Raw genomic sequence first — 21,727 nt, 5'->3', positions numbered from 1 at the left:
CAAATATAAACCGTTCTGGAATTATGGTAAGTTGTTGAAGTTGATATTGGGCTGCTGACCACCGGCAGGCCGCGTGAAACTTTGACTGATAGGTACATACTGACCGAAAAACCCACAGTTGCGCAGATAGAACGTACTACCAGATACACCACCGGCAAAATCCAGCCTGGCCTGGTTGGATGCCGTAGCATCACCGGTAAAGCGAGCCGTCGTCAGCTCATACCAGTTACCAGATATATCCCGGACCCACTGGTTACCATAGTTCGCCCGTCTGCCGATATAACCCTTTTCCGGATTAAAACTTTCCAGGAATGAATGCAGCCCCGTCAGATAAGTATTCGTTTTCGGCCGTTTAAAGCTGGCGATCAGTTGCCAGTTCGTTGCCCCGGGAGGATAGAACCAGGAAGTGTAAATAGTATTACCTTGCCCGTCAGGATACGCCTGCGTCAGGAACTTGTAGGTTTTTCCCGCCTGCCAGTTGTAAACCAGGTAACTTTGTCCACCAGACCCCTCGTTACCAAACTCTCCTGTAACAACACCCGGACCCTTTTTCAATAACTTGATCTTCATAGAATCCGGTATCGCATTCGGATCATCCGTACTAAAAGGACTCCAGATAGAAAATAATACCCGCCGCTCCGTCGCACTATTCACCTGTATACCAAAATACCCTTGCCCAAAACCATTCGCCATGTAATAAGAGCCAATCGGATCCTGTCCCTGCGGAACCGTGATCTCGTTATAAAAATAGGTAATATCCGCCGATGGCTTCGTATAGCCCAAGTGCACGGAGGGACCCCTGCGACTCCAATAAACATCCGCATTATTAGGCACAAAGACCACCTTACCGGTAGTAGCCGCACCATTGATGATCATATCCGATACATCCGCAAAATATCCGCCGGTCTTACTCACACCTTGCAGGTCTACCTTAATATAGCCCGTATCCGTCAACGTGAAATTGCCGGCGGCCACCGTATGATAACCGCTGCCGGTCGCCGTGATAGTGTTCGATTGTCCACCCACCGTTACTTTTATCTTGCTACTGCCACTGGGTACCTTCAACCGAAGCGATACCTGCAGCGCACCGGTCGTATTCGTCCGGAAATACGCACTGAATACGGCGTTGGCATTCGTCCAGTTGGCAGGCCCGGCTGCTGTCACCGTTTCGCCAGAGCCAGCCACACTTTGTGTCAGCCATGCATTGGCCCCCAGGGCAATAGAAATATCCCCGGCCTGCTCCGTACCGGCCGTCACAGATTTATCCCCGGGCCCTTCCTCCCGGTTGCCACTCGCAAGATTGTTTTTTGAACAGGCACAGAACGCACCTAGCGCCAATGATAGCGCACTGCATAAGAGAAACGTCGATTTCATGCAATAGAAGATTTTGGCTCCTTTTCAGAGGAATTACGAAAGATTACATTGTTCACTGCCAGAAAAATAAGATAATCCCGCCGCGCTGAAAAAAATCCCGGCACTGTATGACAATCCCGTGACGCCCGCCACCCCAGATAATACATGAATAACCATAGTATAGGTACGGATTTTGATAACTACTTTTGAAAGCATTCATTCACTGTTAAGTATATATTCGAAACATATGGCTGAACTATCCAATGACAAACTACAGGTTGTCATCGCTGACAAAGGAGCAGAATTACAAAGCATTATCCGCAAAGACCTCGACATAGAATACCTATGGAGCGGAGATCCCGCTTTCTGGGCAAAGAAAAGTCCAGTATTATTTCCGGTAGTAGGTGGTCTTAAAGGAAATAAATACGAATACGATGGACATAGCTATACATTAGGTAGACATGGCTTCGCCAGGGAACAGGTATTTGAGATCGTGGAGCATTCTCCCGAACATCTTACCTTCCGGCTTACCGACAATGAAGAAACCCGGAAGGTATACCCGTTCCGCTTTATCTTCGATATCCGCTATTTTATCAGTGGAGAACAACTGAAAGTAACCTACGAAATAAAAAACACCGGTAAAGATGCCTTGTTCTTTTCTGTAGGAGCACACCCCGCATTCCGCTTACCACTGGTGGCAGGCACCACCTATGAAGACTACTACCTGCATTTCAACAAACCTGAAAATGCAGATCGCTGGATACTATCCCCCGAAGGCCAGATAGCAGATGCACCGGTGCCTTACCTGGATGAGACACAACAGCTACCGCTGAATAAATCGCTATTCTACAACGATGCGCTGGTGTTCAAACAACTGCAGTCTTCGGCAGTATCCATCCTAAGTGAAGCCACTCCACATGGCCTGGAGATAAATATAGAAGGATTTCCATACCTGGGCATATGGGCAGCAAAAGATGCAGATTTCGTATGTATTGAGCCTTGGTGCGGCATCGCTGATCATGTCAGCGCAACAGGTAAATTGGAAGAAAAAGAGGGCATCATCCGCCTGCCGGCAGGAGATAGTTTTGAAAGACACTGGACCGCTACCTTCTTCTAAAGGAGAATACCCTTCAATAAACAAGGGGCTGGCCGTCAATGGTCAGCCCCTTGTCCGTTTGTACCATTAGCACCGGCAGTGATATAGCCGGTGTCGTCTTTATTCTTCTTTGGCGAAGGAGAGTCCGTGTAGTTTAAAAGCCTCTTCCAGGATGCGGATGGCCTTAGGACCAATACCGTGCATGGCGAGCAACTGCCGGGAAGTAGTTCCCGATACTTGCTCCAGTGTGTAATACCCGGCGGCATTTAATGCCCGCGTAGCCGGCTGGCCGATCTTGGGAAGAGGAGTGCTTCCGGGAACATGATCTTTAATGGTAGCCATAACCCTCAAGTATTATTCATCATATCGTAATGCCTCATATCCCAGCAAACGACGCCACAAAGCAAGCTGACCGATACAAGTAGCCTCCCGGTAGATCTGGAAGGAAATATAGTCAAATACAGAGGCCTCATAGCCGGGCATCATCTCGAAATGCGTATCCAATTGCTCGTCATCCGCTTTCAGCAAAGCATCCCGCAATAATGGCGAAATATGTGCCCAATCCTTGAGATAAGCGGCCACTGAAGGGTATCGGAGATCCGCCTGTATGCCCTTGTGATCCTGGAACAAAGCATATCCTGCATGTTGCTCCTTTAACCCCAGCATCGCTGCCAGTTCATAACGCTCATGCAATGCACTCCCGGCAATCCATGCCATATGATTAGCCACAGTATCCAGGCGTTGATGAGCATCATCATCAGAAATACCCTTTAATGCACGGGGATAGAACTTCGTATGCATATCAAACAAGATCAAAAAACCGTATAAACGGCTGCTCTCAGGTCGTATGTCCATAATATTTATTTTTATTAGTGTATAATAGCTGCATAAATATTGTTTAGCTGGTGGGTATGCCGGCGGGTATGGTAGATGCTGAAACGGATCCACTCTTCCCGGCTGAGTTGTCCGAAACCGGGCAGCTCGGAAGAGGTGCAGAGCGCCGTAAGATCCAATAACTCACTGGCATTCATCAGCTGCGCAGTAATATCCTCCAGGTCAGATAGTAACTCTTCTTTGTCCAGCTGTGCATTGGTAGGTAATATGAAATCCGGTGACTGAAAACGGGTGGTAAAATCCATGAACAGATCCCGGATAGGCCCTACTTTCTCATCAGCAGGCCGCTCACCAACTGCTGTCGGCCCCTCCAGTAATCCGGGTACACCAACCATCGCTTTCCGGATATGATCCGCTACCTGGGCCGCTGTCCAGCTACCCTCAAAAGGGATCCTGTTAAAGATCTCCGGTGGGAACGCCGCGATCGCCTGCATAAACGCATGTGTGGCCTTATCAATGTCAGTGGTGATACTTTTAGTCATAAGCATAATTGATGGGTTGAATAGTTAACAAGTATTATGATCATAAAGGTAGGACCACCAATATTAAAGGAACGGGGGGGAACACGACAGATGATGGGTGTATTAGGACATATTGTATTAACTGCCGGCCTTCCGCCACCATTTCTTCAATAAATGCCCTTTCCACATCCAGAAACCACTCAACACCACCACCGGCAAAAAAACATACTTGATAGCATATACCGCGTATGGTTGAGTAGCCACCGGCCCATAAAAGTAGCCGATCAAGGGTACACTCAGGATAATATGGACCCAACGCATGATCTTACGGATAGTACCTGCTTTCATACTTGCTCTTTTCCATAAAGGTAAAAGACGCAAATAACGCCGGCAGAAAGATGCGATCAAACCTTCCTTCATCGCGATAAAAGCAAAAGATGTAGAGACAGCCACCAGTAGTTTCGTTTTCTTACAATTTTTAAAACGCATGACCTGGTAATTTTGAGTCATCAATAACAACAAAAAAATAATTGACCATGACAAACAATAAGCAACCCAGGATACTTATTACAGGCGCTACCGGCAACATCGGAACCGTACTATCCCAACAGCTTGCTACATGGGGTATCCCTTTCACCGCAATGGTGAGATCTGCTGAAGATAGCTCCCGCTTTGATGCCATCCCCGGTGCCTCCACCGTTGTCGGTGACTTTGACAAGCCGGAGCAGCTGAAAACAATATTGACCGGATTCGACAAAGCCTTCCTGCTCACCAACTCCTCCGAAAAAGCAGAACAACAACAAAAGCAATTCGTGCAGGCTGCCATCGTAGCGGGGATAAAACATATCGTCAAACTGTCACAGTGGGAAGCCGATATAAACTCCCCCGTACGTTTCCTCCGTTACCACGCCGCCGTCGAAGCGGCCATCCGCCAGTCCGGAATCAGCTATACCTTCCTGCGCCCCAACCTTTTCATGCAAGGATTGTTAGGATTCAGAGACCTGATCATCCATCAACAACAGTTCTTCGCCTCCCTGGGAGATGCACCGGTAAGCTTGATCGATATCCGCGACATTGCCGCCGTAGCCGCCGCCGCACTGACACAGGAGGGCCACACCAATAAGACCTACTCCCTCACCGGCCCCGAAGCACTCTCTCATCAGCAAATGGCCGAAATACTATCTGAAGAGACAGGCAAAACCATCCAGTTCCACAACGTACCCGGAGCAACCCTCAAAGGTGCATTGTTATCCGCAGGATTCCCCGAGTGGCAGGCAGAAGGACTGATAGAAGACTATGATCACTATGGCAGACGGGAAGCCGAACAAGTAACCAACGACATCCAACAAGTGACCGGTCAGCCTCCCCGCACTTTCCGCCAGTTCGTACACGAACATAAAAACCTGTTCAGTTGAGCTGGCTTTCCCCTACATTTGTGGCTGCTGTAATGATATAGCATTCAACATTGAATCAAGCCACTTATGATCCGATTTGCAATAGCCGCACTCCTCTTATGGAGCATCAACACCTCCGCCCAGTCCATGAACGATTACCTGGACCAAATCAGGGACAACCCGGCAAAACTGACAGCATTCTTTTCACAAATGCCCAAAGGAGGAGACCTGCACCATCACTATAGCGGATCAGTATATGCAGAAAGTTATCTCAGCTACGCAGTCGAAAAAGACTTTTTCGTCAATAAAGAATCATTAAGAATTACAGTAGATACAACAGGCAAAGGGGCCGGATGGACAAGACTCAGCGAACTCGCAAAGAATGGCCTGCTAGATGTCTATAAGGCAAAACTGATACAGAGATGGTCCGTAAAAGATTATAATCATGTCAGCTATCCGGCCGATAAACAGTTCTTTGAATCCTTCTCCTATTTCGGCCCCTCCAGCAAACATAGCGTAGATGCCGGCCTGCTGGAGCTGAAAAGACGTGCCGTCAGCGAACATGTAAGCTATATTGAGACCCAGTACGATAATGTCCCCTGCAAGGATGGCAAGGCAGCAGCAATAAGCCGGCAGTATGATTCCCGCCTGGCCACCATACAAACGCAAAGAAATGAAAAAGCCTGCCAGTCATTACTTGATAGTATATATTCCAAACTCATAGGACCGGAGATTGTCAGTTGTGCAATAGCGTTCAATGCCGACGAAATCGACAAACGACACCACAGCCTCCACCTGGATGATGCCGACTTTATCCTGCGTTACCAGAATGTCGTGGTAAGGAACATGGAACCCACCGCCTTATTCAATAGCCTGATATTAGCTTTCGAATCGGCGGAAAGAGACTCCCTGATCGTCGGCGTCAATATACTTTCCCCCGAAGATAATGAAGTGTCCATGCGCGACTATTGGCTGCATATGCAAATGTTTAAATACTGCCACCAGAAATATCCACAGATTAAATATGCCATGCACGCTGGTGAACTTACCCTTGGATTAGTGAAGCCGGAAGAACTAACCTGGCACATCAACGCTGCCGTATTCGATGCAGGTGCCTTCCGCATAGGACATGGCGTAGACATGGCCTATGAAAAAGATAGCTATCGCCTCCTGCAATACATGAAAGAAAAAGAGATACCGGTGGAGATCAACCTGTTCAGTAATGAATTTATCCTCAAGGTCAAAGACCGCCGGCATCCCATCACCTTGTACAAACAGTTTGGCGTACCCATCGTCATCAGTACCGACGATGCAGGTGTTTTGAGAAGTAACCTTACAGAGCAATATGTACTGCTGGCAAATCGCTATCCGGAATTCTCCTACACAGAGATCAAAAAGATCGTCTATAATAGCATCCGTTACGCCTTTATTAAAGGACCTGGGGTGAAACAACAACTGATCGCCAAGCTGGATAAGGATTTTGAGCGCTTCGAACAACTCATTCGCAACACACTAACCCGATCACCCGCTACTCGTTGATATAACACTTAATTTACAAGAGAGGATAGGGGCTGTGCGGTGAGAGCTTCGCCTCAATAACCTCCCCAGAAAAATATTCACTACCCTGATTAACCCGGCTGAGTGAATAAGTTCTTTCCCGTTTGAATAGAACATATTTTACAAACCCATTCTGAAAATCGATGTGGTAGATAGTTTGAAGTTCTGCATCATCAAACCCCCTCTATACTTTATAGAAAGGAGGATCTTATCCGCTATGATAAGTCACCTGCTGCGCGGGCAACAGGATGATAGGTGAACCGTCCGCTGTTTTATACAGCGTTCTCTCCATATCTTGAATAGTAAATCAGGAATAATGCGAGCCTGGTCGCGTCACACAAAAACCCTGCTCCCGCAATTTTTTGATGAATTGCTGTGGCGTAGTACCCAGGTACTGTTTGAAGTCCTTAATTAAATGACTTTGATCATGATATCCGAATTCATGGATGTATTCAAACCAGTCTACGTCCTGCGCAGGTGACAACTGTAACAAGTGTTGGATCACTTCCTTGAAACGCAGAAAACGCAATAACTCCTTCGGAGAATAACCTACGTACTTTTTAAATCGCAACTGAATCGTTCGCTCACTGGTGCCAGCGTCCGCTGCCAACGCCTTCACCGGAGCCACAGTACTATCCTGGAAATAATGAACAACATCCTGCAGGGACAGATTATTGGTATCAGGACCCTGCACAAAAGAACCTATATAATCATGTGCCATCTGTACGCGCTCCTCAGGAGAACTGCTTTTACGCATAACCTGCCACAACTGATGACAACAGGCTTCGGGCAATAATATATCCGGATCATTCAGCACGGAATCGTCCAGGTGATCAACCGGCTGTTGAAATAAACGGTAAAAACCATTCAGATGAAACACCGCAATCAACAGATCTGTATCCGGCAACACTTCGTAGTTCAGCATCTTCCTTAATGGTCCCAATAGCCCGGTCTGCTCCAATGTGAACTGCCCCACAGGGGCCTGTGCAAAAGAAAGCCTTAACGGAACCCCGAAATTAAACACGATCATCACCTCAAAATTAGGAGCCAGGTGCTGTACGGTGCGCTCAAAATCCGCCGGTGTACGGATATAGTAGAAGTGTTTAATCACTTCCGACAAAGCGGCGGGGGGCTGAAAATGGATACCTGTCTGTGCCATATGCAATGAGTGACTACTGCAAAGATAGGTATACCAGGACTAATTAAAAGGGTGCCTCCTGGTAGGAAGCACCCTCGGTTGGTTGAGGTAATGATTAGTAAGTGATGCCGGGGAAGTCCCGCCGGGCGTTGTTGAACTGTATTTCATACGTGCTGTTCCAGCCAAAAGCTGTCGTAGCCTGTGCCTTCAGGTTACGCCCAACAGCACCGCTCCAGAAATGAATGAACTCTCCCATATTAAGGTTCCGTGAATAAGCATTTCCGCTTTTAGGGAAATGAGTAGCCAGTAACTGGAAATAGTTATTAAGGCCGGTAGTACCCCTTATCTGATAAATAGGGTAAAACCAGTCACGGAACCAACGCGTACCGGCACGAGGAAAATTATCAGTGGCATTGTTCACAATATTATACCAGCGGGTGGCGTCTGCACTACGGTTCAGCCCCAGATATACATCATAAATGAATATCTCCGCCCACTTGCTGTCTCCCCAGATACCAAAAGCCGGCGAGTTTTTGATGCCCTTGGACGCTCCCTCCACAATATGTGCTACCTCATGTGTCGTAATATCAAGATCATTACCACTACCAGATGTCCATGCATTGCTGGCATTGGAACCCAGGTCTATCACATTCCGGAAATCATGACTACCGTCAAAATAAGTAGAAGGATGACCGCCGGAATATTTACCGGTATGAAAGATCGCAAATAGCGTAGGGTCACTACCAAAACTGCCATACACCCTTTTGGTATAACGCCATACATCACCGACAAATGAATTCGGCCAGGTAATACTCCGGCTTACGTCATTATCAAAATATATCGCAACATCATTATCGTAAAATACCCGGCTTACCACCTGGTTATGCTCAAACCAGTGTTCCTGCCAGGTAGCAGGAGGTGTCGCACGCTCCGTCTGCACCTGCTCCTGCGTGGCGCCGGTAGATGTTAGAGGTGCACTGTCTTTCTTACAGGCGCCAAGTAGTAGCATCGGTACCACCAGGTAAGGTAGCACATATTGATGTAACATAGTCATTTTCATAGCAATTGATTGAAAAGATGAGTAATGGTCACACGGTATTGCGCCGGGACCCGAGTTCACGTGGAGAATAATAGACAAGGCAATAACCATCTGCAGACAGACCGGTAATTAATCTCCTCCTGGTGAGCGTATGTATGTGATGGTTATGCCGTCCGTATCAGGGATTATAAAGCTGGATTACGACCATAGTCAGCCCATAACTGATCTACTGACTTACCCGTAAGCTGATTCCAGGTATTGGCAGTGTAGGTCTGGTTACGCAAAGCCGTGTTAAGCTGGTTCACGATCGTATTGCTGACACGTAATTCCAGCCAAGCCAGGAACCTGGCTGTGATACGGTAACTGTTCGTGTAGTGTTGGGAAGAAGAATAAGCGGGTAAAGACCATCCGGCTGCCGCATTGTTTACACCATATTTATAGCGGACAAAATCGGCAATCCCTTCTGTCAGCCACCCGGGCGCACCGCCAGGATAAGCCTGTACTACGTGCATGATCTCATGCGTGACTACATCTACATCCTGAGGATTGCTGCGGAACCAACCAGGATTGTAAGTGATCCTGCCGCCCGAAGTAGCGGCAACACCTGTATAAGCAGGATCAACAATAAAAGTAACTGACTTGCTGGCGCCCGTGTTAAAACGGCTCAACAGCTGTGGATACACCTGGAAAAAGATGTCTACAAACCGCTGGCGGATAGCATCGTCAAATCCAGCATCCTTATTGGTGAACGTAAGCGTATAACCATTACTGGTATATACTACCGTTCCTACCGGGGTTGCTGCGCGTTCCGTAGCTACTTGGGGCGTTTGGTTGGTTGCAATGTCTGGAGACACCAGGGAAGATTTGGTACATGCATTAATTGTCAGAAGCAAAGTGCTGCTTGCAATGAGTAGATGAGCTTTTGTTGTTCTCATTGGAAAGTGGGTTTACATTAGGAGAAGACTAATACCGGTCTTTTACTGGTAACTTAAATCAATGGAAACACTATGGATTTCTGTCGCTGCGATCTGTGCCTACGTGGAATGGGCTTTTCAACAAAAAAATTACGAAACTTTTTGCATTCGGCAATAGCTAAATAATAGCTAAAATATCACTACTCAAAAAGAACTTGCTCATCCGTATAATATGTTTTACGGGAATTAACCACCTTATGATGAATGTCCGCCCCTGTCGGACTTTGCGCTTTTTTGGAATGATGCACCGCCATAAAATCCCTGACCTCCCCGCTAATAATATCCGGATGCGATGCCAGTATCTTTTTCTCCGCCGCCGCCAACACCTTTTTAATTGACTTCGCCAATTGCGATATTTTATCCGCGGGTAACTTATTACAAATAGAAAAAGGAGAGATACGCGCATCCCATAATATCTCATCCGCATAGGCATTGCCTATGCCCCGGATCAGCTGCTGATCCAGCAGAAAGTTCTTAATATGGATACGCTTCTGCGGTAGCTGTGCCTTCAGGTATTTGACGCCTCCCGCCTCCGACAAGGCATCGGGAGCATCAGGTTCCTCCGGATCAAGCGTAGGCTTCGCCATACTACTATAATCCGTAAGGGTCAATGCCGTATCATCCACAAATACCAGCTCCAGCACCGTATGCTTATGCCCCCCGCCAGCAGCCCCATACAAGAGCTTGCCGTGAAGCATCAGGTGCATCGCAAGCACATGTTGCTTACCGATAGCAAAATATAACTCCTTACCTTCCCGGTATACAGATTGTACAGCCTGCCCTGCCAACGCCTGCTCTAACTGTTTGGCACTGACATTAAGCTTTTTAGCCTTCACTACTTGTACCCCACTTATCTTTTTCCCCTTAACTAGCTTTTGCAGGTTATGACTAAACACCTGAAGGTCTGGTAATTCTGGCATCGTATATAGTTTTAAGACATTGCCGCCATTATTATGCCATGATCCGACACTGGCAGTAATGAAGCAAGTTACTGCATAAAAACGATCCCTTTCGCGTCTATATGATGTAATTGTTAACACTTTAAAGCCACTGGTTATTACACTTCGCTATCGTGTCTTGACAGTGACATCATCATTAACCTTCAAAAAGTCTACTACCATGAAAACACAACGTATGCTGATCGCCACAATGGCATTTGTTACCCTAGGTGCCATGAACGCTTGCCAGAAAGACGTACAGGACCTCACGCCCGGCGCACTGACAAAAGAAAAAAAACAAGCCGTAACCACAGAACAGGTATGGTCCCTCAATAACTGGATGACCAGCTTACCCGACAACAACAACCTGGCTAAATTGTCCATACCTGGTACGCACGATTCCGGCGCCAGACACGAACCACTAGGCGGCACCGCCAAAACACAGACATTGAGCATCCGCGAACAACTGGATGCTGGCGTACGTTTCCTGGATGTAAGATGCCGCCACATCGATAATGCCTTCGCTATCCACCATGGCGCTATCTACCAGCAACTTAACTTCGATGATGTGCTCAACGCCACCATCAGCTTCCTGAACGCTAACCCCAAAGAATGTGTCGTAATGAGCATAAAAGAAGAACATACGCCTTCCAACAACAACCGCTCCTTCGAAGAAACATTCAACACCTACGTACAAAAGAACCCGTCCAAATGGTACCTCGGAGAAACCATCCCTACACTGGGCACCGCCAGAGGTAAGATCGTACTCGTAAGAAGATTCGGCGCCAGCAACGTAAAAGGCATCGACGTCACCAACTGGGCCGACAAAGCTACTTTCTCCATCAACAACGGAAACGCCAGCCTACGTGTACAGGACCAGTACGAAGTAAAGAATAACGACAATAAATGGAATGCCATCACCGGCCTGCTCTCTGAAGCTAAATCCGGCAGCGACACAGTAATGTACCTCAACTTCACCAGCGGATATGCACCAATGATATTCGGTATCCCCAACATTACCAAAGTATCCGATGACATGAATGGTCGTCTTAACAACTATTTCACAGCGGGTACAAAAGGTCGGTTCGGTATCGTTATTATGGACTTCGCCACCGGCGACAGAGCAGGTAAGATCATCTCCACTAACTTCTGATAATACAAAGATTGTTTGTTTAGAAGGCCGCCAGTAATGCAGTTATCTCTAACCAAACTACAGGAGCATTCGTACAAGCCGATCAGAACGCAGAAGTCGTAATCCGTGTAAGCGTTGGCAACATACTGAGGTCAAGCTACGTTACCGGACCGGGCGCATTTTGGGCAGGTGGATATGTATTGGATGCACAAAGCATTGCCAATGGTATCATTGAGATCAAACTCTTAAAACAGTAACCGTCCACATAGCAAACCGCAAAAAAACAAAGGCCGGATGTATCACATCCGGCCTTTGTTTGTAGTAGTGGCTGACCAACTACTCTTTGATAAACTTGATGCTTTGAGATACCTGGCCACGTTCCTGTACCTGTAAAATGTAAGTACCGGATGGTAACGCACTAATATCTATCGGCTGTTGAGGAGACACTGCAGATGACTGTTTTACCAGCTTGCCTTGTACATTGAATACCTGTATACCTACCAGCGCTGTTTTGCCGGCAACGCCTTGCAGACGGATCTCGTGGCGGGCAGGATTAGGATAAACAGTATAACGGCTTGCTGCAGCTGTTGCATTCCCTATGTTTGGAGTAGCTACCGTTACTGCACCATTCCTGAGCGTAGTAGCAGTCGTTACCGTCAGATGATAACATACACCAGGACCAGCACCATTCACCCGGTCAGCGGGCGCAATCGCCACATGATACAAACCGGTTGTAGGCACCGTATAACTGATCTCTTCCGCTACAAGCCCGCTCCGATAAGACTGTTTGATCAGCTTACCGTCCTTATCACGCAAACTGAGGTTATAGTCCGCCGGCAAATTATCCAGCTTCACTACCACTACCTCGCCGGCTTGCAACTGGAACCGGTAGTAATCCACATCGTCTGCCGGGTCGATAGCACCACGGATCAGCGTATTCAACGGAATATCCACCGCCCTCCGCCAGCTGTCATTCTGGTCAGTATCGTAAATGCTCTTGCAGACCTTCACCTTCTCCGTACGGAAAGTAGTATAGGCATAATCGCTGGAATCCCAGGGCAACCAGCTGCGTACCCGCCACTCGTAAGTAGTGTCGGATCGCAGGTTGCTCAACTGCGCCGTCGTATCCCAGGTGCCGTCTGCAGCAATCGTCCACAGCGTATCACGCAACAAACGATATTGTGCCTCATAGCTGTAAGCACCAGCGAGCGTATGCCATAGCAGAGTGGCACTGCTGGCAGTGATATTGATCGTATTCAACCCGCTGGGCAACGGACTGATCTTGATATTACGGTTGGAAATATCAAAGAAAATATTACCGATCGCTTCTACCTTGATACGTGCCCGGGTTGTAGTGATATTCGGTACCGTAATCACCTCGCTGCCGTCGTTAGGAGTGATCACCGACAGTGTATCCCGGAAAGAATAGCCGCCGTCTGTAGACAACAGGATGCGTACATTACGACAGTTTACCGGCGCCAGGTTACTACGCGCCACATTCCAGGTCACCGTTTTTTTAGTACCAGCACCCCAGACTAAAGACGTATCAGGATAAGTCACTTTGAAAGGACCTGCTCCGTCAGCGATCGTTACCCGCGCATCCGCACTGGCATTAGCACCGCCACCGGTGCGGTTATCCTTCACCGTCAACCGGAAAGTCAATGTACGCGCTACCGCTGGTAATACCTCCCACTTAGAGCCGTTTAACCCGGACAAAATATCCGGCAGGCGGGGGAACATCCGGGACGGGTTCAACACAGGCTTGAATGAGCGGAACAATGGCCCGCGATTCGAATTAGCATCCGGTATCGAACTGAAGCCAGAACCACTGGCCCCTCTGTCATCCACTTGCTCCCAACAATAGGTCAGTACGTCCCCGGCATCCAGGTCTTGTGCCAGCCCCGTCAACATAAATGGAGTCGAACGGGGAATGACATAATCACGGCCGGCATTGACAATAGGGACATTGTTGCCCGTAGGTACCACCACCGCACAATTGGCGCCGGCTGCACCAAAGTTGATGTAGTCCGTTACCTGCCGTATACTGTAGGTATGAAAATAATCGTCAGAGTTAGGCTGTACATCCGTAAGCCCGGTGATACCGGCATAGCCCATGATAGTACTGCCGCTGCCAGGTTCCATATTGGCACCGGTTCCTTCCGTCCGCATGGAGAAAGTATGATTGGCGCCAAACATATGGCCCAACTCATGCGCCACATAATCAATAGTAAATGGATCACCTACCGGCGCAGCAGTAGAAGTATAACCGGTACCTTTCACCCCGCGCAGACATACCGCCCCAATACCTCCGGCAACACCTCCACTACCTCCCTGACTTACCACATGCCCTACATCGTAGTTGTCATTACCGATCAGCGAATCGCATACATACTGCGTACGGTAATACAAATCACCAGTCCAGGGATCTTTTGCCGGATCAAAAAAAGCAATCTTGTCGCTGTTGGCCACCATCAGCATACGCACACCAAAATCACGTTCATAGATACCATTCATACGGGTCACCATCGTATGTAGTGCCGTCATCACCTTCAGCTTGCGCTCCTGGTCAGTAGTCTCCGTACCGTCCAGGAAAAAAAGACCATACTCCCCGGTAGCAGCCAACGCCAGCCGGAACGTCCGCAACTGCCCGTCATTACTGTTAGGCAGCGCCCCACGCCGGTTATCGCCGATAGGCACCGCAACAGACGAATCTTTCGTAAGACAACGGAAAGCATCCACCGGCCTGGCATCCTGGCGGGAGAAAATAATGTAATACTGGTTCGTAGCATCCACCTCATTAATGTAAAGGGTTTGCTGCCCACCGGATAAAATAATGGCATTGAACCCGGCAGGAGAAACATCAAAACGGATAGTCGACGTAGGGTCATCTATCCCTTTCCCCGAATAAGACCGTAACCCGGGATAACGCGCAGCTAATGCTGGCTCCATCACGCTGGCCTCCGTTACTGCAAATCGCTCCGGCTGACCTTCCGCATTGGGAAATGTAAATACCGCCGGCGTAGCGCCCTTACGCGCAGTAGCGCCGGTAAGCGCCTGCCGGAATGCACCATACTCCAGCTTGTACATCTTGTACGAACTGGGCTTGTACTGCTTACGGAAAATATCCTGTCTTAACTGCCCTTCACTGACAGGCGTCCAATAGGAGGGGGGCGTCTGCGCAGAAAGCGGCAAGCCCGCCATCAACAACAGACAGAAACATAGAAGTGTTCTCATAGTGCTTCATTTTGGTTAAAAAACAATCATCATTGGTTATACTTTAAATGGGGTACATATGATCGGGTAGTTCGTAAAAAAATAGGGCAACACCGGGTCCAAACACAAACGGAAAAATGACCTTGCTCACTATTCAATAGCTACAGCTGGTCTTCGTCAAAAAAGATGGTTCTCACGGATATTTACTGCCGCGACAATACAGAATAACGCACAAAATAGATATCTTATTACAAATCAGATGGTGTACTGGATAAAATCCCTAAAGGAAGGCGTTGATAATTATTTCGTTATCGATCAAGTCCACCTATCCCTTAACATTCGTATAGTCCTCCTGTATCATTTGTTTAAGTAAGCGATACTTTCAAAGGCGACTCCTCGCACACCTTCAAATGCTCTTCCGAAAAAGCAATGATACTATCCAGGATAGGAATAGCTTTATACCCGATAGCCGTCAACTCATATTCCACCCGCGGAGGTATCTCCGGGTAAGCCCGCTTCTCTACGATACCATTGGCAACCAACTCCTTTAACTCATGGATCAGCATCTTCTCGCTGATATCCGGCAGCAATCGCTTTAACTCCCCATAGCGCACTGAAAGACGTAAAAGGGCATACGCTGGGAGAAGAGGTGGTAGGGTATACGCCGGATGGCGCATTCGCTGACTATGTTGCCGTATCGCCCGCTCTTATCGTACCCAAGCCGGCTAACCTGTCCTTTATGGATGCCGCCGCAGTACCGGTAGCCGCACAGACCGCCTGGCAGGCATCGTTCACACATGCAAAACTCCGCAAAGGCCAATCCGTACTGATACATGGCGCCGCTGGTGCCATCGGCGCCTATGCCGTACAACTGGCCCACCAGGCAGGCGCAAAAGTGATAGTCACCGCCTATCATAGACCGCATCAGCGAAGGTAAACTGAAAGTAGATGTAGCCAGGGTATACCCGCTGGAACAGGCCGGCCAGGCCATTTAGCCTGGCTAAATAACCATCATTCCGACCGTAGGCTCCTGGTTGGGTTTGTTAACGCAGCACGCACCGTCTGAATACTGATTGCCAGCAAAGCAATACCAGCCATCAGCACTGCAGCTACCAGATAAGTATCCACACCAACTCGTACATGATACGCAAACCGCTCCAGCCATTTGTCCATAATATACCAGGCCAGCGGCAGTGCCAGGCAGATCGCTATTATTACCGACCGGAGAAAATCTTTGGATAAAGCGTGTATCAGCTGCCCGGCAGTAGCACCGAGTACCTTCCGGATACCGATTTCCTTACGCCTTTTCTCTGCACTGAACGCCGCCAGCCCCGATAACCCCAGACAGGAGATCAGCACCGCCAGCCCGGCAAAATAACGCGATAACACAGCCACGCGCTGCTCCGACACATACTGCGCCTGATAAGCCGCATCCAGGAACTGGTACGAAAAGGCAAAACCGGGATTGTATCGCTGGTAGAACTGCCGGATATCCGCCAACGCCTGCTCCGTCTCTCCGGCTTTCAATCGTACCATGATCGTACTCGGCAGCGGATCCGCCTGGAAGAAAACAGGTTTCACCGCTTCATGCAAAGACTCAAAATGAAAGTCTTTCGCCACACCGATCACCTCCCGGTACTGACTACCCCAAAGAATACGCTGACCCACCGGCTGCGTCAGGCCAAGCACCTTCACCGCGGTCTCATTCAGTATGATCTTTGTACTGTCAGCAGCAACGTTACCGGAAAAACCTTGTCCCTCCTTCAAGGGAATACCTAATGTCGATAATAAAGTAGGACTGACTAAAAAGGGTTTAAAAAGTAACGTCGTCTCTCCTTGGGCCGTTTTCCAAGGTATGCCGATAGAAGGTCCTCCGCCGATAATATTACCTACCATGGCGCCGGCATCCCCGACACCGCCTATCTCTTTCAGCGAAGCGATAAAAGCAGACATATGGGCCGGCACCTTACCTTCCGATTCAAAATAGATGACGTGCTCCTTATCATATCCGGCCCGCTGCGATTGTACGTATTCGATCTGCTGATATACCACCAGCACCGCCACAATAAATACCACAGACATAGTGAATTGTAATACCACCAGCCCCTTTCTTAACCACAAAGCTCCGGTAGCAGCGTGTACTTTACTTTTCAATATCGATAACGGTTGGAAACGCGAAAGATACAAGGCCGGATAACTGCCCGCGATCAACCCCGTCAACAAGGCTATCAAGGGAAAGGCCAGCAATATATGCGGGCTGCCACTCAACGTCAATTGCTTTCCTGTAATATGATTGAACGCCGGTAGTAATAATACGACCAACACCGTAGCGATCAGCAATGCTAACAATGACATCAATACCGCACCGGTCATATATTGCCATACAATACTGTGCCGCCGGGCACCTATCGTTTTACGTATACCAATGTCCTTCATATTGCTCGTTGCCCTCGCTGTCGACAGGTTCATGAAGTTGATACAGGCAATCAACAGAATGATCGCTGCGATCAGGCTGAATAAACGCACATATTTGATACGCCCCCCACTCAAGACTCCGTTCTCGTAATCACTATACAGGTAATTATCAGCATAAGGCCGCACAAACAACTGTCGCTGCCGCCCATTGTTATATTCCTGTATAAAGGCATTAAGTCGTTTGTTAAATGCAGGAATATCCGTACCCTTTTTCATCAGCAGATAAGTGAAAAAAGGTCCGAAACTATTTTGGTTGTCCAACACTCCCGAAATATTCATCAGCGCCTTAAAGGCTTCAAAAGGCAATACTACGTCTGCCTGTACAGACGATTGCGCCGGCATTGTTTCGAATACACCGCTGATCGTAGCATACCGAATTTCCGTAGCGATCTGCCATCGGATCGTTTTCCCCAATACATTAGACACATGAGGAAACAGCGAAGCCGCCAGCCGTGACGAAATAACCACTGACTGCCGGTCTGCTAATACCTGCTGCGCATGACCTTGCAATAAAGGATAGGAGAAGAGATTAAAGTAATCCTTACCGGCAAAGATAGCGGGCGCCTTCATCGGTAGCTTACCTGCTACAATGGTCATCTGTCCAAACCAGGAAGGAGGAGTGACAGGCACCGCATAACTTACCTCCGGCATCGTTCGTACTATGGCCTCTCCCAGCAAGGGCGCCGTCTCCCCACTGGTACGTATCGTCCCCTCATAAGGCCGGTGCTCCATCACCTGGTAAAGCTGACCGTCCTGCGCATGAAAATGATCAAAACGGAACTCATCATAAGCCCATAGATAGATCAGCAACGAACAGGCTAATCCGGTCGATAACCCCGCTAGATTGAATATAGTAAAATGACCTTCCTTGAACAACTGGCGCCAGGCGCTCTTCAAATAGTGTCGGAACATAAACAGTAACTTGTTACAACCGATTCCACTAACAAAATGCCAGATCATCAGTAGTATATGAACGAATAATATACAGTTTATTTTTTATAATATGTGTCCGCTTTCAGTACATCCCTTGTTCATTCAGGCACAACCGTTATAATAAAACAACCTAATTTTGCGCCCAATTGCTATATAAACAACTGAATGGAAACACTACGTCCCCTATTAATGACTTACGCATATAATATCTGCGGCTCCTTCGACGATGCCGGAGATATCGTACAGGATGCCTATCTCAAATACTTACAAGTCGAAAAAGAACATATCCGGGACGAAAAAGCCTACCTCGTCCGAATGGTCATCAACCTTTCCATCAACCGTAAGAAACAACAACAGTCAGAAAGACATACCTACTTCGGGGAATGGCTTCCCGAACCCGTAGCCACCGAACTGGCCGATGGTAACATCCGCCGCAAAGAGATATTGTCCTACTCCCTGATGATACTGCTCGAAAAACTAAACCCTCAGCAAAGAGCCGTATTTATACTGAAAGAAGCCTTTAACTACGAACATACAGAGATCGCCGCCGTACTGGATATCACGGCCGAACACTCCCGGCAGCTCTTCAGCCGGGCCAAAAAACAACTGGCAGAAGACGAAAATAAAAAGAAGAAAACATCGCCCGCCGCATCCCTCCACAACTACCTGGAAATGGTCCATAGCGGAGACATCTCTCGCCTGGAATCTTTCCTCCACGACGAAGTGGCCTTGTACGCAGATGGCGGCGGAAAAGTTACCGCGATCAAACACCCGATGTTTGGACGCAAACCCGTATTGGCATTACTCACCGCTATTCATGGGAAATATTTCACACAGGCACAGACCAAGGCCGTTACTGTCAACCATTATCCTGCTATCCAGTTCTTTGACGAGGGAACAATAATTGCCTGCGTCATATTTGAGATGGATGATACCGGACTGATTAACAATGTGTTCGTTATCAGAAATCCCGATAAGCTAAAAAATTTATAAAAAAAATGCCCTTTCTGTCACGTTTCGGTGTTGTGCTTTGTCATTATAGCAAATAAAACGTTTCAAAATGGAAAGGATCGCTTTTAGAGAATGGCCTGAAGGTTTCATGCAGGCCATATTACAACTCGAGAAATTTGTAGCCACCGGCGGACTGGAAGAGCAACTGATGGAATTGGTAAGAGCAAGGGTGTCACAGATCAATCGCTGTGCTTTTTGCCTGGATATGCACTTTAAAGAGGGAGTACACAATGGAGAAACTCCATTGCGCATGTTTGGATTGTCCGCCTGGAGGGAAATGCCGTTCTATTCAGATAAAGAACGCGCCGCACTCGAATTCGCCGAAAAAATGACTTTGCTGCCTGCAGATGTAGATACAGATGAAAACCTGCATGCAGAACTGAACAAACACTTCAGCAAGCAGGAAATCGCCTTCCTCACACTGGGTATCGCACAGATCAATACCTGGAACCGCATCAACAAATCCTTCGGCTCCGCAGCAGGGCATTATAAAGTTGGGATGCTCGCAGGGGTGAAATAGTAATCACGGCAGGTAGTTATAAAAAAAGCACCTTGCACCGGCCTGCAGCGGCTGGTGCAAGGTGCTTTGATCGTTACCTCCGGTAACACACATTATTCAGACACTCACAATAAGCTGTAGGTCCGCAGTTGAGACCTTCCTCCGTACGCCGGCAAAAAGCCAGACAGGCCGGAAGTGCATGTCTGCTGCCTCCTCCGTTGATCTGTTGCAGATCATGACGGGAAATTACTTCGAATTGGGAAATAGTCTTTTTCATACTATAATTGGATTTTAGAATAAGCAGAAGAATAGCCAGTCCGCTTAACCTACCGAACACCAGCCGGAATCACAGGAACATCGACCTGGAGGACCACAAACTACGCCGCCATCGGGAGATAGCTCGCATAAATAAAAACAAAAATCCATGTCCCTTTGAACGCCGCCGCCATGAATATCTTGCAGCGCCGCACGCGATAACATCTCAAAAACTTGTAGGTTGATTGTCTTTTTCATAACTGAATAAAATTTAGATGTGAAAAGAAAGACAGGTGGGGTAGAGATACCTGTCGAAGAAGTTAAACCATGGAGCAATAACCAAACTGGCAGGAACAACGCCCAGTCGGGCCACAGCTCAGCCAGCCCTCTGGAGACGATACGCAGAAATAAATACAGAAATCATCTCTTCTGTACACTCCACCACCATGAATATCTTGCAGGTCGGTACGGGATAATGTCTCAAAAGCGTGCAAATGCAATGTCTTTTTCATAACTGAATGGATTTATTGAATAACAATTATATGCACGGAAATAAAGCCGCTGTTGACAGGTGAATGACATGGGAACAGGGGACGCAATTTTGGGGGACAAAGCTCTTGGCGGTGGGTTAAGTCCGTGATAAAAATAATGAATTTTTTTTATTCCCTCCTCTTTTTGAATAAGCTAAAAAGGGTATGTGCTATTCATACACATACCCTTTACCGTTATAATCCACTTATGGAGGGAATTAATGCCTGGAGCCCAGATCCCTGTCCGTAGCATCCCCACTGATCAGATGGGTCAACTCATCACAATAATATACCTTGCCGTCCCGTACCCGGAACTCCGCGATCACTTGCGACCTGCTGCTCGAACCGTCCTTCTTTTCCGCAATTACCTCATGATTGGTAAACACCGTGTCTCCTTCCTCCGCCAGCGCTTTGAAAGTGACTTTCAGCTGCTGCGTCGCTGCCTTTAGCGCCTGCATATGCGCCACAAATGTCGCATAGTCCAATACCTTCCCATCCACATGCTGTACATAGTCGGTCGAAAAATAACGTTGTATGATCTTCTCCTCATGTACCGGTCCTTCGATAACCGCTTCAAATAAATTCTTGATCAGTGTTTTAAGATCCTGCATAATGTTTGTTTTATGCATACAAAGGTCCATGACAGCCGCCTCTCACAGCAGTACAAAAACCGGATTACATAGTACATATCACGGACCATACCCCCGCAGACAACCATTCCCACCCGCAATTGTTATCATAACAGTAACCCGGTGCATGCACTATGCAGAAGGATAAGGGATCTTCATAGTCAGACAGGCCTTCTTTCCGCACATATTTATCAACCCGTATTAAC

23 protein-coding genes are annotated in these 21,727 nt (G+C 47.9%); 7 read left to right on the top strand and 16 right to left on the bottom strand.

Annotation, left to right across the window (positions count from 1 at the left end):
• Nucleotides 1-21: 21 nt before the first annotated feature.
• Nucleotides 22-1,374 carry a DUF3472 domain-containing protein gene (locus KTO58_RS13280; RefSeq protein WP_095838908.1) on the bottom strand — a complete coding sequence of 451 codons (1,353 nt, stop codon included), beginning with the start codon at nt 1,372-1,374 and terminating at the stop codon, nt 22-24.
• A gap of 226 nt (nt 1,375-1,600) precedes the next feature.
• Here KTO58_RS13280 and KTO58_RS13275 point away from each other — a divergent pair, with 226 nt between their 5' ends.
• Complete coding sequence (locus KTO58_RS13275; RefSeq protein ID WP_095838909.1) at nt 1,601-2,470, top strand: aldose 1-epimerase family protein; 870 nt, start codon at nt 1,601-1,603, stop codon at nt 2,468-2,470.
• 99 nt (nt 2,471-2,569) lie between these two features.
• Here the strand turns inward: KTO58_RS13275 and KTO58_RS13270 are convergent, their stop codons facing one another.
• From KTO58_RS13270 to KTO58_RS13255, 4 genes are all read right to left on the bottom strand, one after another.
• Nucleotides 2,570-2,791, bottom strand: coding sequence for a helix-hairpin-helix domain-containing protein (locus KTO58_RS13270; protein WP_095838910.1), 222 nt, complete (start codon nt 2,789-2,791; stop codon nt 2,570-2,572).
• A gap of 12 nt (nt 2,792-2,803) precedes the next feature.
• Entirely contained in the window at nt 2,804-3,304 is a 501-nt protein-coding gene (locus KTO58_RS13265; RefSeq protein WP_095838911.1) for a DinB family protein, read from the bottom strand.
• A gap of 14 nt (nt 3,305-3,318) precedes the next feature.
• On the bottom strand, nt 3,319-3,831 hold the full coding sequence (locus tag KTO58_RS13260; RefSeq protein ID WP_095838912.1) for a DinB family protein: 513 nt from the start codon (nt 3,829-3,831) through the stop codon (nt 3,319-3,321).
• A 111-nt stretch (nt 3,832-3,942) separates the two neighbouring features.
• Nucleotides 3,943-4,293 carry a hypothetical protein gene (locus KTO58_RS13255; protein WP_225860243.1) on the bottom strand — a complete coding sequence of 117 codons (351 nt, stop codon included), beginning with the start codon at nt 4,291-4,293 and terminating at the stop codon, nt 3,943-3,945.
• Between the two features lie 47 nt (nt 4,294-4,340).
• Here KTO58_RS13255 and KTO58_RS13250 point away from each other — a divergent pair, with 47 nt between their 5' ends.
• A complete protein-coding gene (locus tag KTO58_RS13250; protein WP_095838913.1) occupies nt 4,341-5,219 on the top strand; it encodes an SDR family oxidoreductase in 879 nt (292 codons plus the stop codon).
• Nucleotides 5,220-5,285: 66 nt separating this feature from the next.
• A complete protein-coding gene (locus KTO58_RS13245) occupies nt 5,286-6,737 on the top strand; it encodes an amidohydrolase family protein (protein ID WP_095838914.1) in 1,452 nt (483 codons plus the stop codon).
• Between the two features lie 325 nt (nt 6,738-7,062).
• On the opposite strand, the gene KTO58_RS13240 is transcribed toward KTO58_RS13245, so the two are convergent.
• The 4 genes from KTO58_RS13240 to KTO58_RS13225 form a co-directional block, all read right to left on the bottom strand.
• Complete coding sequence (locus KTO58_RS13240) at nt 7,063-7,914, bottom strand: helix-turn-helix domain-containing protein (protein WP_095838915.1); 852 nt, start codon at nt 7,912-7,914, stop codon at nt 7,063-7,065.
• Between the two features lie 94 nt (nt 7,915-8,008).
• Nucleotides 8,009-8,953: a hypothetical protein gene (locus KTO58_RS13235; RefSeq protein ID WP_225860242.1), complete on the bottom strand. Its 945-nt coding sequence runs from the start codon at nt 8,951-8,953 to the stop codon at nt 8,009-8,011.
• Between the two features lie 164 nt (nt 8,954-9,117).
• Entirely contained in the window at nt 9,118-9,867 is a 750-nt protein-coding gene (locus KTO58_RS13230) for a basic secretory protein-like protein (protein ID WP_095838916.1), read from the bottom strand.
• Between the two features lie 179 nt (nt 9,868-10,046).
• Nucleotides 10,047-10,826: a DNA-formamidopyrimidine glycosylase family protein gene (locus tag KTO58_RS13225; protein WP_095838917.1), complete on the bottom strand. Its 780-nt coding sequence runs from the start codon at nt 10,824-10,826 to the stop codon at nt 10,047-10,049.
• 199 nt (nt 10,827-11,025) lie between these two features.
• Here KTO58_RS13225 and KTO58_RS13220 point away from each other — a divergent pair, with 199 nt between their 5' ends.
• Nucleotides 11,026-11,997: a phosphatidylinositol-specific phospholipase C gene (locus KTO58_RS13220; protein ID WP_095838918.1), complete on the top strand. Its 972-nt coding sequence runs from the start codon at nt 11,026-11,028 to the stop codon at nt 11,995-11,997.
• A 315-nt stretch (nt 11,998-12,312) separates the two neighbouring features.
• Here the strand turns inward: KTO58_RS13220 and KTO58_RS13215 are convergent, their stop codons facing one another.
• Together KTO58_RS13215 and KTO58_RS13210 are read right to left on the bottom strand one after the other, a co-directional pair.
• Nucleotides 12,313-15,210: a reprolysin-like metallopeptidase gene (locus KTO58_RS13215; protein ID WP_225860241.1), complete on the bottom strand. Its 2,898-nt coding sequence runs from the start codon at nt 15,208-15,210 to the stop codon at nt 12,313-12,315.
• A 344-nt stretch (nt 15,211-15,554) separates the two neighbouring features.
• Nucleotides 15,555-15,866: a winged helix-turn-helix transcriptional regulator gene (locus tag KTO58_RS13210; protein ID WP_095838920.1), complete on the bottom strand. Its 312-nt coding sequence runs from the start codon at nt 15,864-15,866 to the stop codon at nt 15,555-15,557.
• Here KTO58_RS13210 and KTO58_RS13205 point away from each other — a divergent pair.
• Nucleotides 15,839-16,126, top strand: coding sequence for an MDR/zinc-dependent alcohol dehydrogenase-like family protein (locus KTO58_RS13205; RefSeq protein ID WP_198314917.1), 288 nt, complete (start codon nt 15,839-15,841; stop codon nt 16,124-16,126). The two genes, KTO58_RS13210 and KTO58_RS13205, sit on opposite strands and share 28 nt — an antisense overlap.
• 74 nt (nt 16,127-16,200) lie before the next feature.
• Here the strand turns inward: KTO58_RS13205 and KTO58_RS13200 are convergent, their stop codons facing one another.
• On the bottom strand, nt 16,201-18,576 hold the full coding sequence (locus KTO58_RS13200) for an ABC transporter permease (protein ID WP_225860240.1): 2,376 nt from the start codon (nt 18,574-18,576) through the stop codon (nt 16,201-16,203).
• 186 nt (nt 18,577-18,762) lie between these two features.
• On the opposite strand from KTO58_RS13200, the gene KTO58_RS13195 reads away from it, so the two are divergent.
• Both KTO58_RS13195 and KTO58_RS13190 read left to right on the top strand, forming a co-directional pair.
• Nucleotides 18,763-19,590: a sigma-70 family RNA polymerase sigma factor gene (locus tag KTO58_RS13195; protein ID WP_095838923.1), complete on the top strand. Its 828-nt coding sequence runs from the start codon at nt 18,763-18,765 to the stop codon at nt 19,588-19,590.
• Between the two features lie 67 nt (nt 19,591-19,657).
• Nucleotides 19,658-20,128 carry a carboxymuconolactone decarboxylase family protein gene (locus KTO58_RS13190; RefSeq protein WP_095838924.1) on the top strand — a complete coding sequence of 157 codons (471 nt, stop codon included), beginning with the start codon at nt 19,658-19,660 and terminating at the stop codon, nt 20,126-20,128.
• A 73-nt stretch (nt 20,129-20,201) separates the two neighbouring features.
• On the opposite strand, the gene KTO58_RS13185 is transcribed toward KTO58_RS13190, so the two are convergent.
• From KTO58_RS13185 to KTO58_RS13170, 4 genes are all read right to left on the bottom strand, one after another.
• The gene (locus KTO58_RS13185; protein ID WP_095838925.1) at nt 20,202-20,384 is read right to left on the bottom strand and encodes a ComC/BlpC family leader-containing pheromone/bacteriocin; all 183 of its coding nucleotides are present in this window, start codon (nt 20,382-20,384) and stop codon (nt 20,202-20,204) included.
• 44 nt (nt 20,385-20,428) lie between these two features.
• A complete protein-coding gene (locus KTO58_RS13180; RefSeq protein WP_157752980.1) occupies nt 20,429-20,620 on the bottom strand; it encodes a hypothetical protein in 192 nt (63 codons plus the stop codon).
• A gap of 62 nt (nt 20,621-20,682) precedes the next feature.
• Nucleotides 20,683-20,874 (bottom strand): ComC/BlpC family leader-containing pheromone/bacteriocin, encoded by a 192-nt coding sequence (locus KTO58_RS13175; RefSeq protein ID WP_157752981.1) that lies wholly within the window; start codon nt 20,872-20,874, stop codon nt 20,683-20,685.
• 236 nt (nt 20,875-21,110) lie between these two features.
• Nucleotides 21,111-21,503, bottom strand: a complete 393-nt coding sequence (locus tag KTO58_RS13170; protein WP_095841578.1) for a nuclear transport factor 2 family protein — start codon at nt 21,501-21,503, stop codon at nt 21,111-21,113.
• Between the last annotated feature and the right edge of the window lie 224 nt (nt 21,504-21,727).

This window comes from Chitinophaga pendula (assembly GCF_020386615.1).
Taxonomy (GTDB): domain Bacteria; phylum Bacteroidota; class Bacteroidia; order Chitinophagales; family Chitinophagaceae; genus Chitinophaga; species Chitinophaga pendula.
The sequence above is the reverse complement of the archived record's forward strand: the minus strand, read 5'-3'. Positions and strand labels throughout refer to the sequence as shown.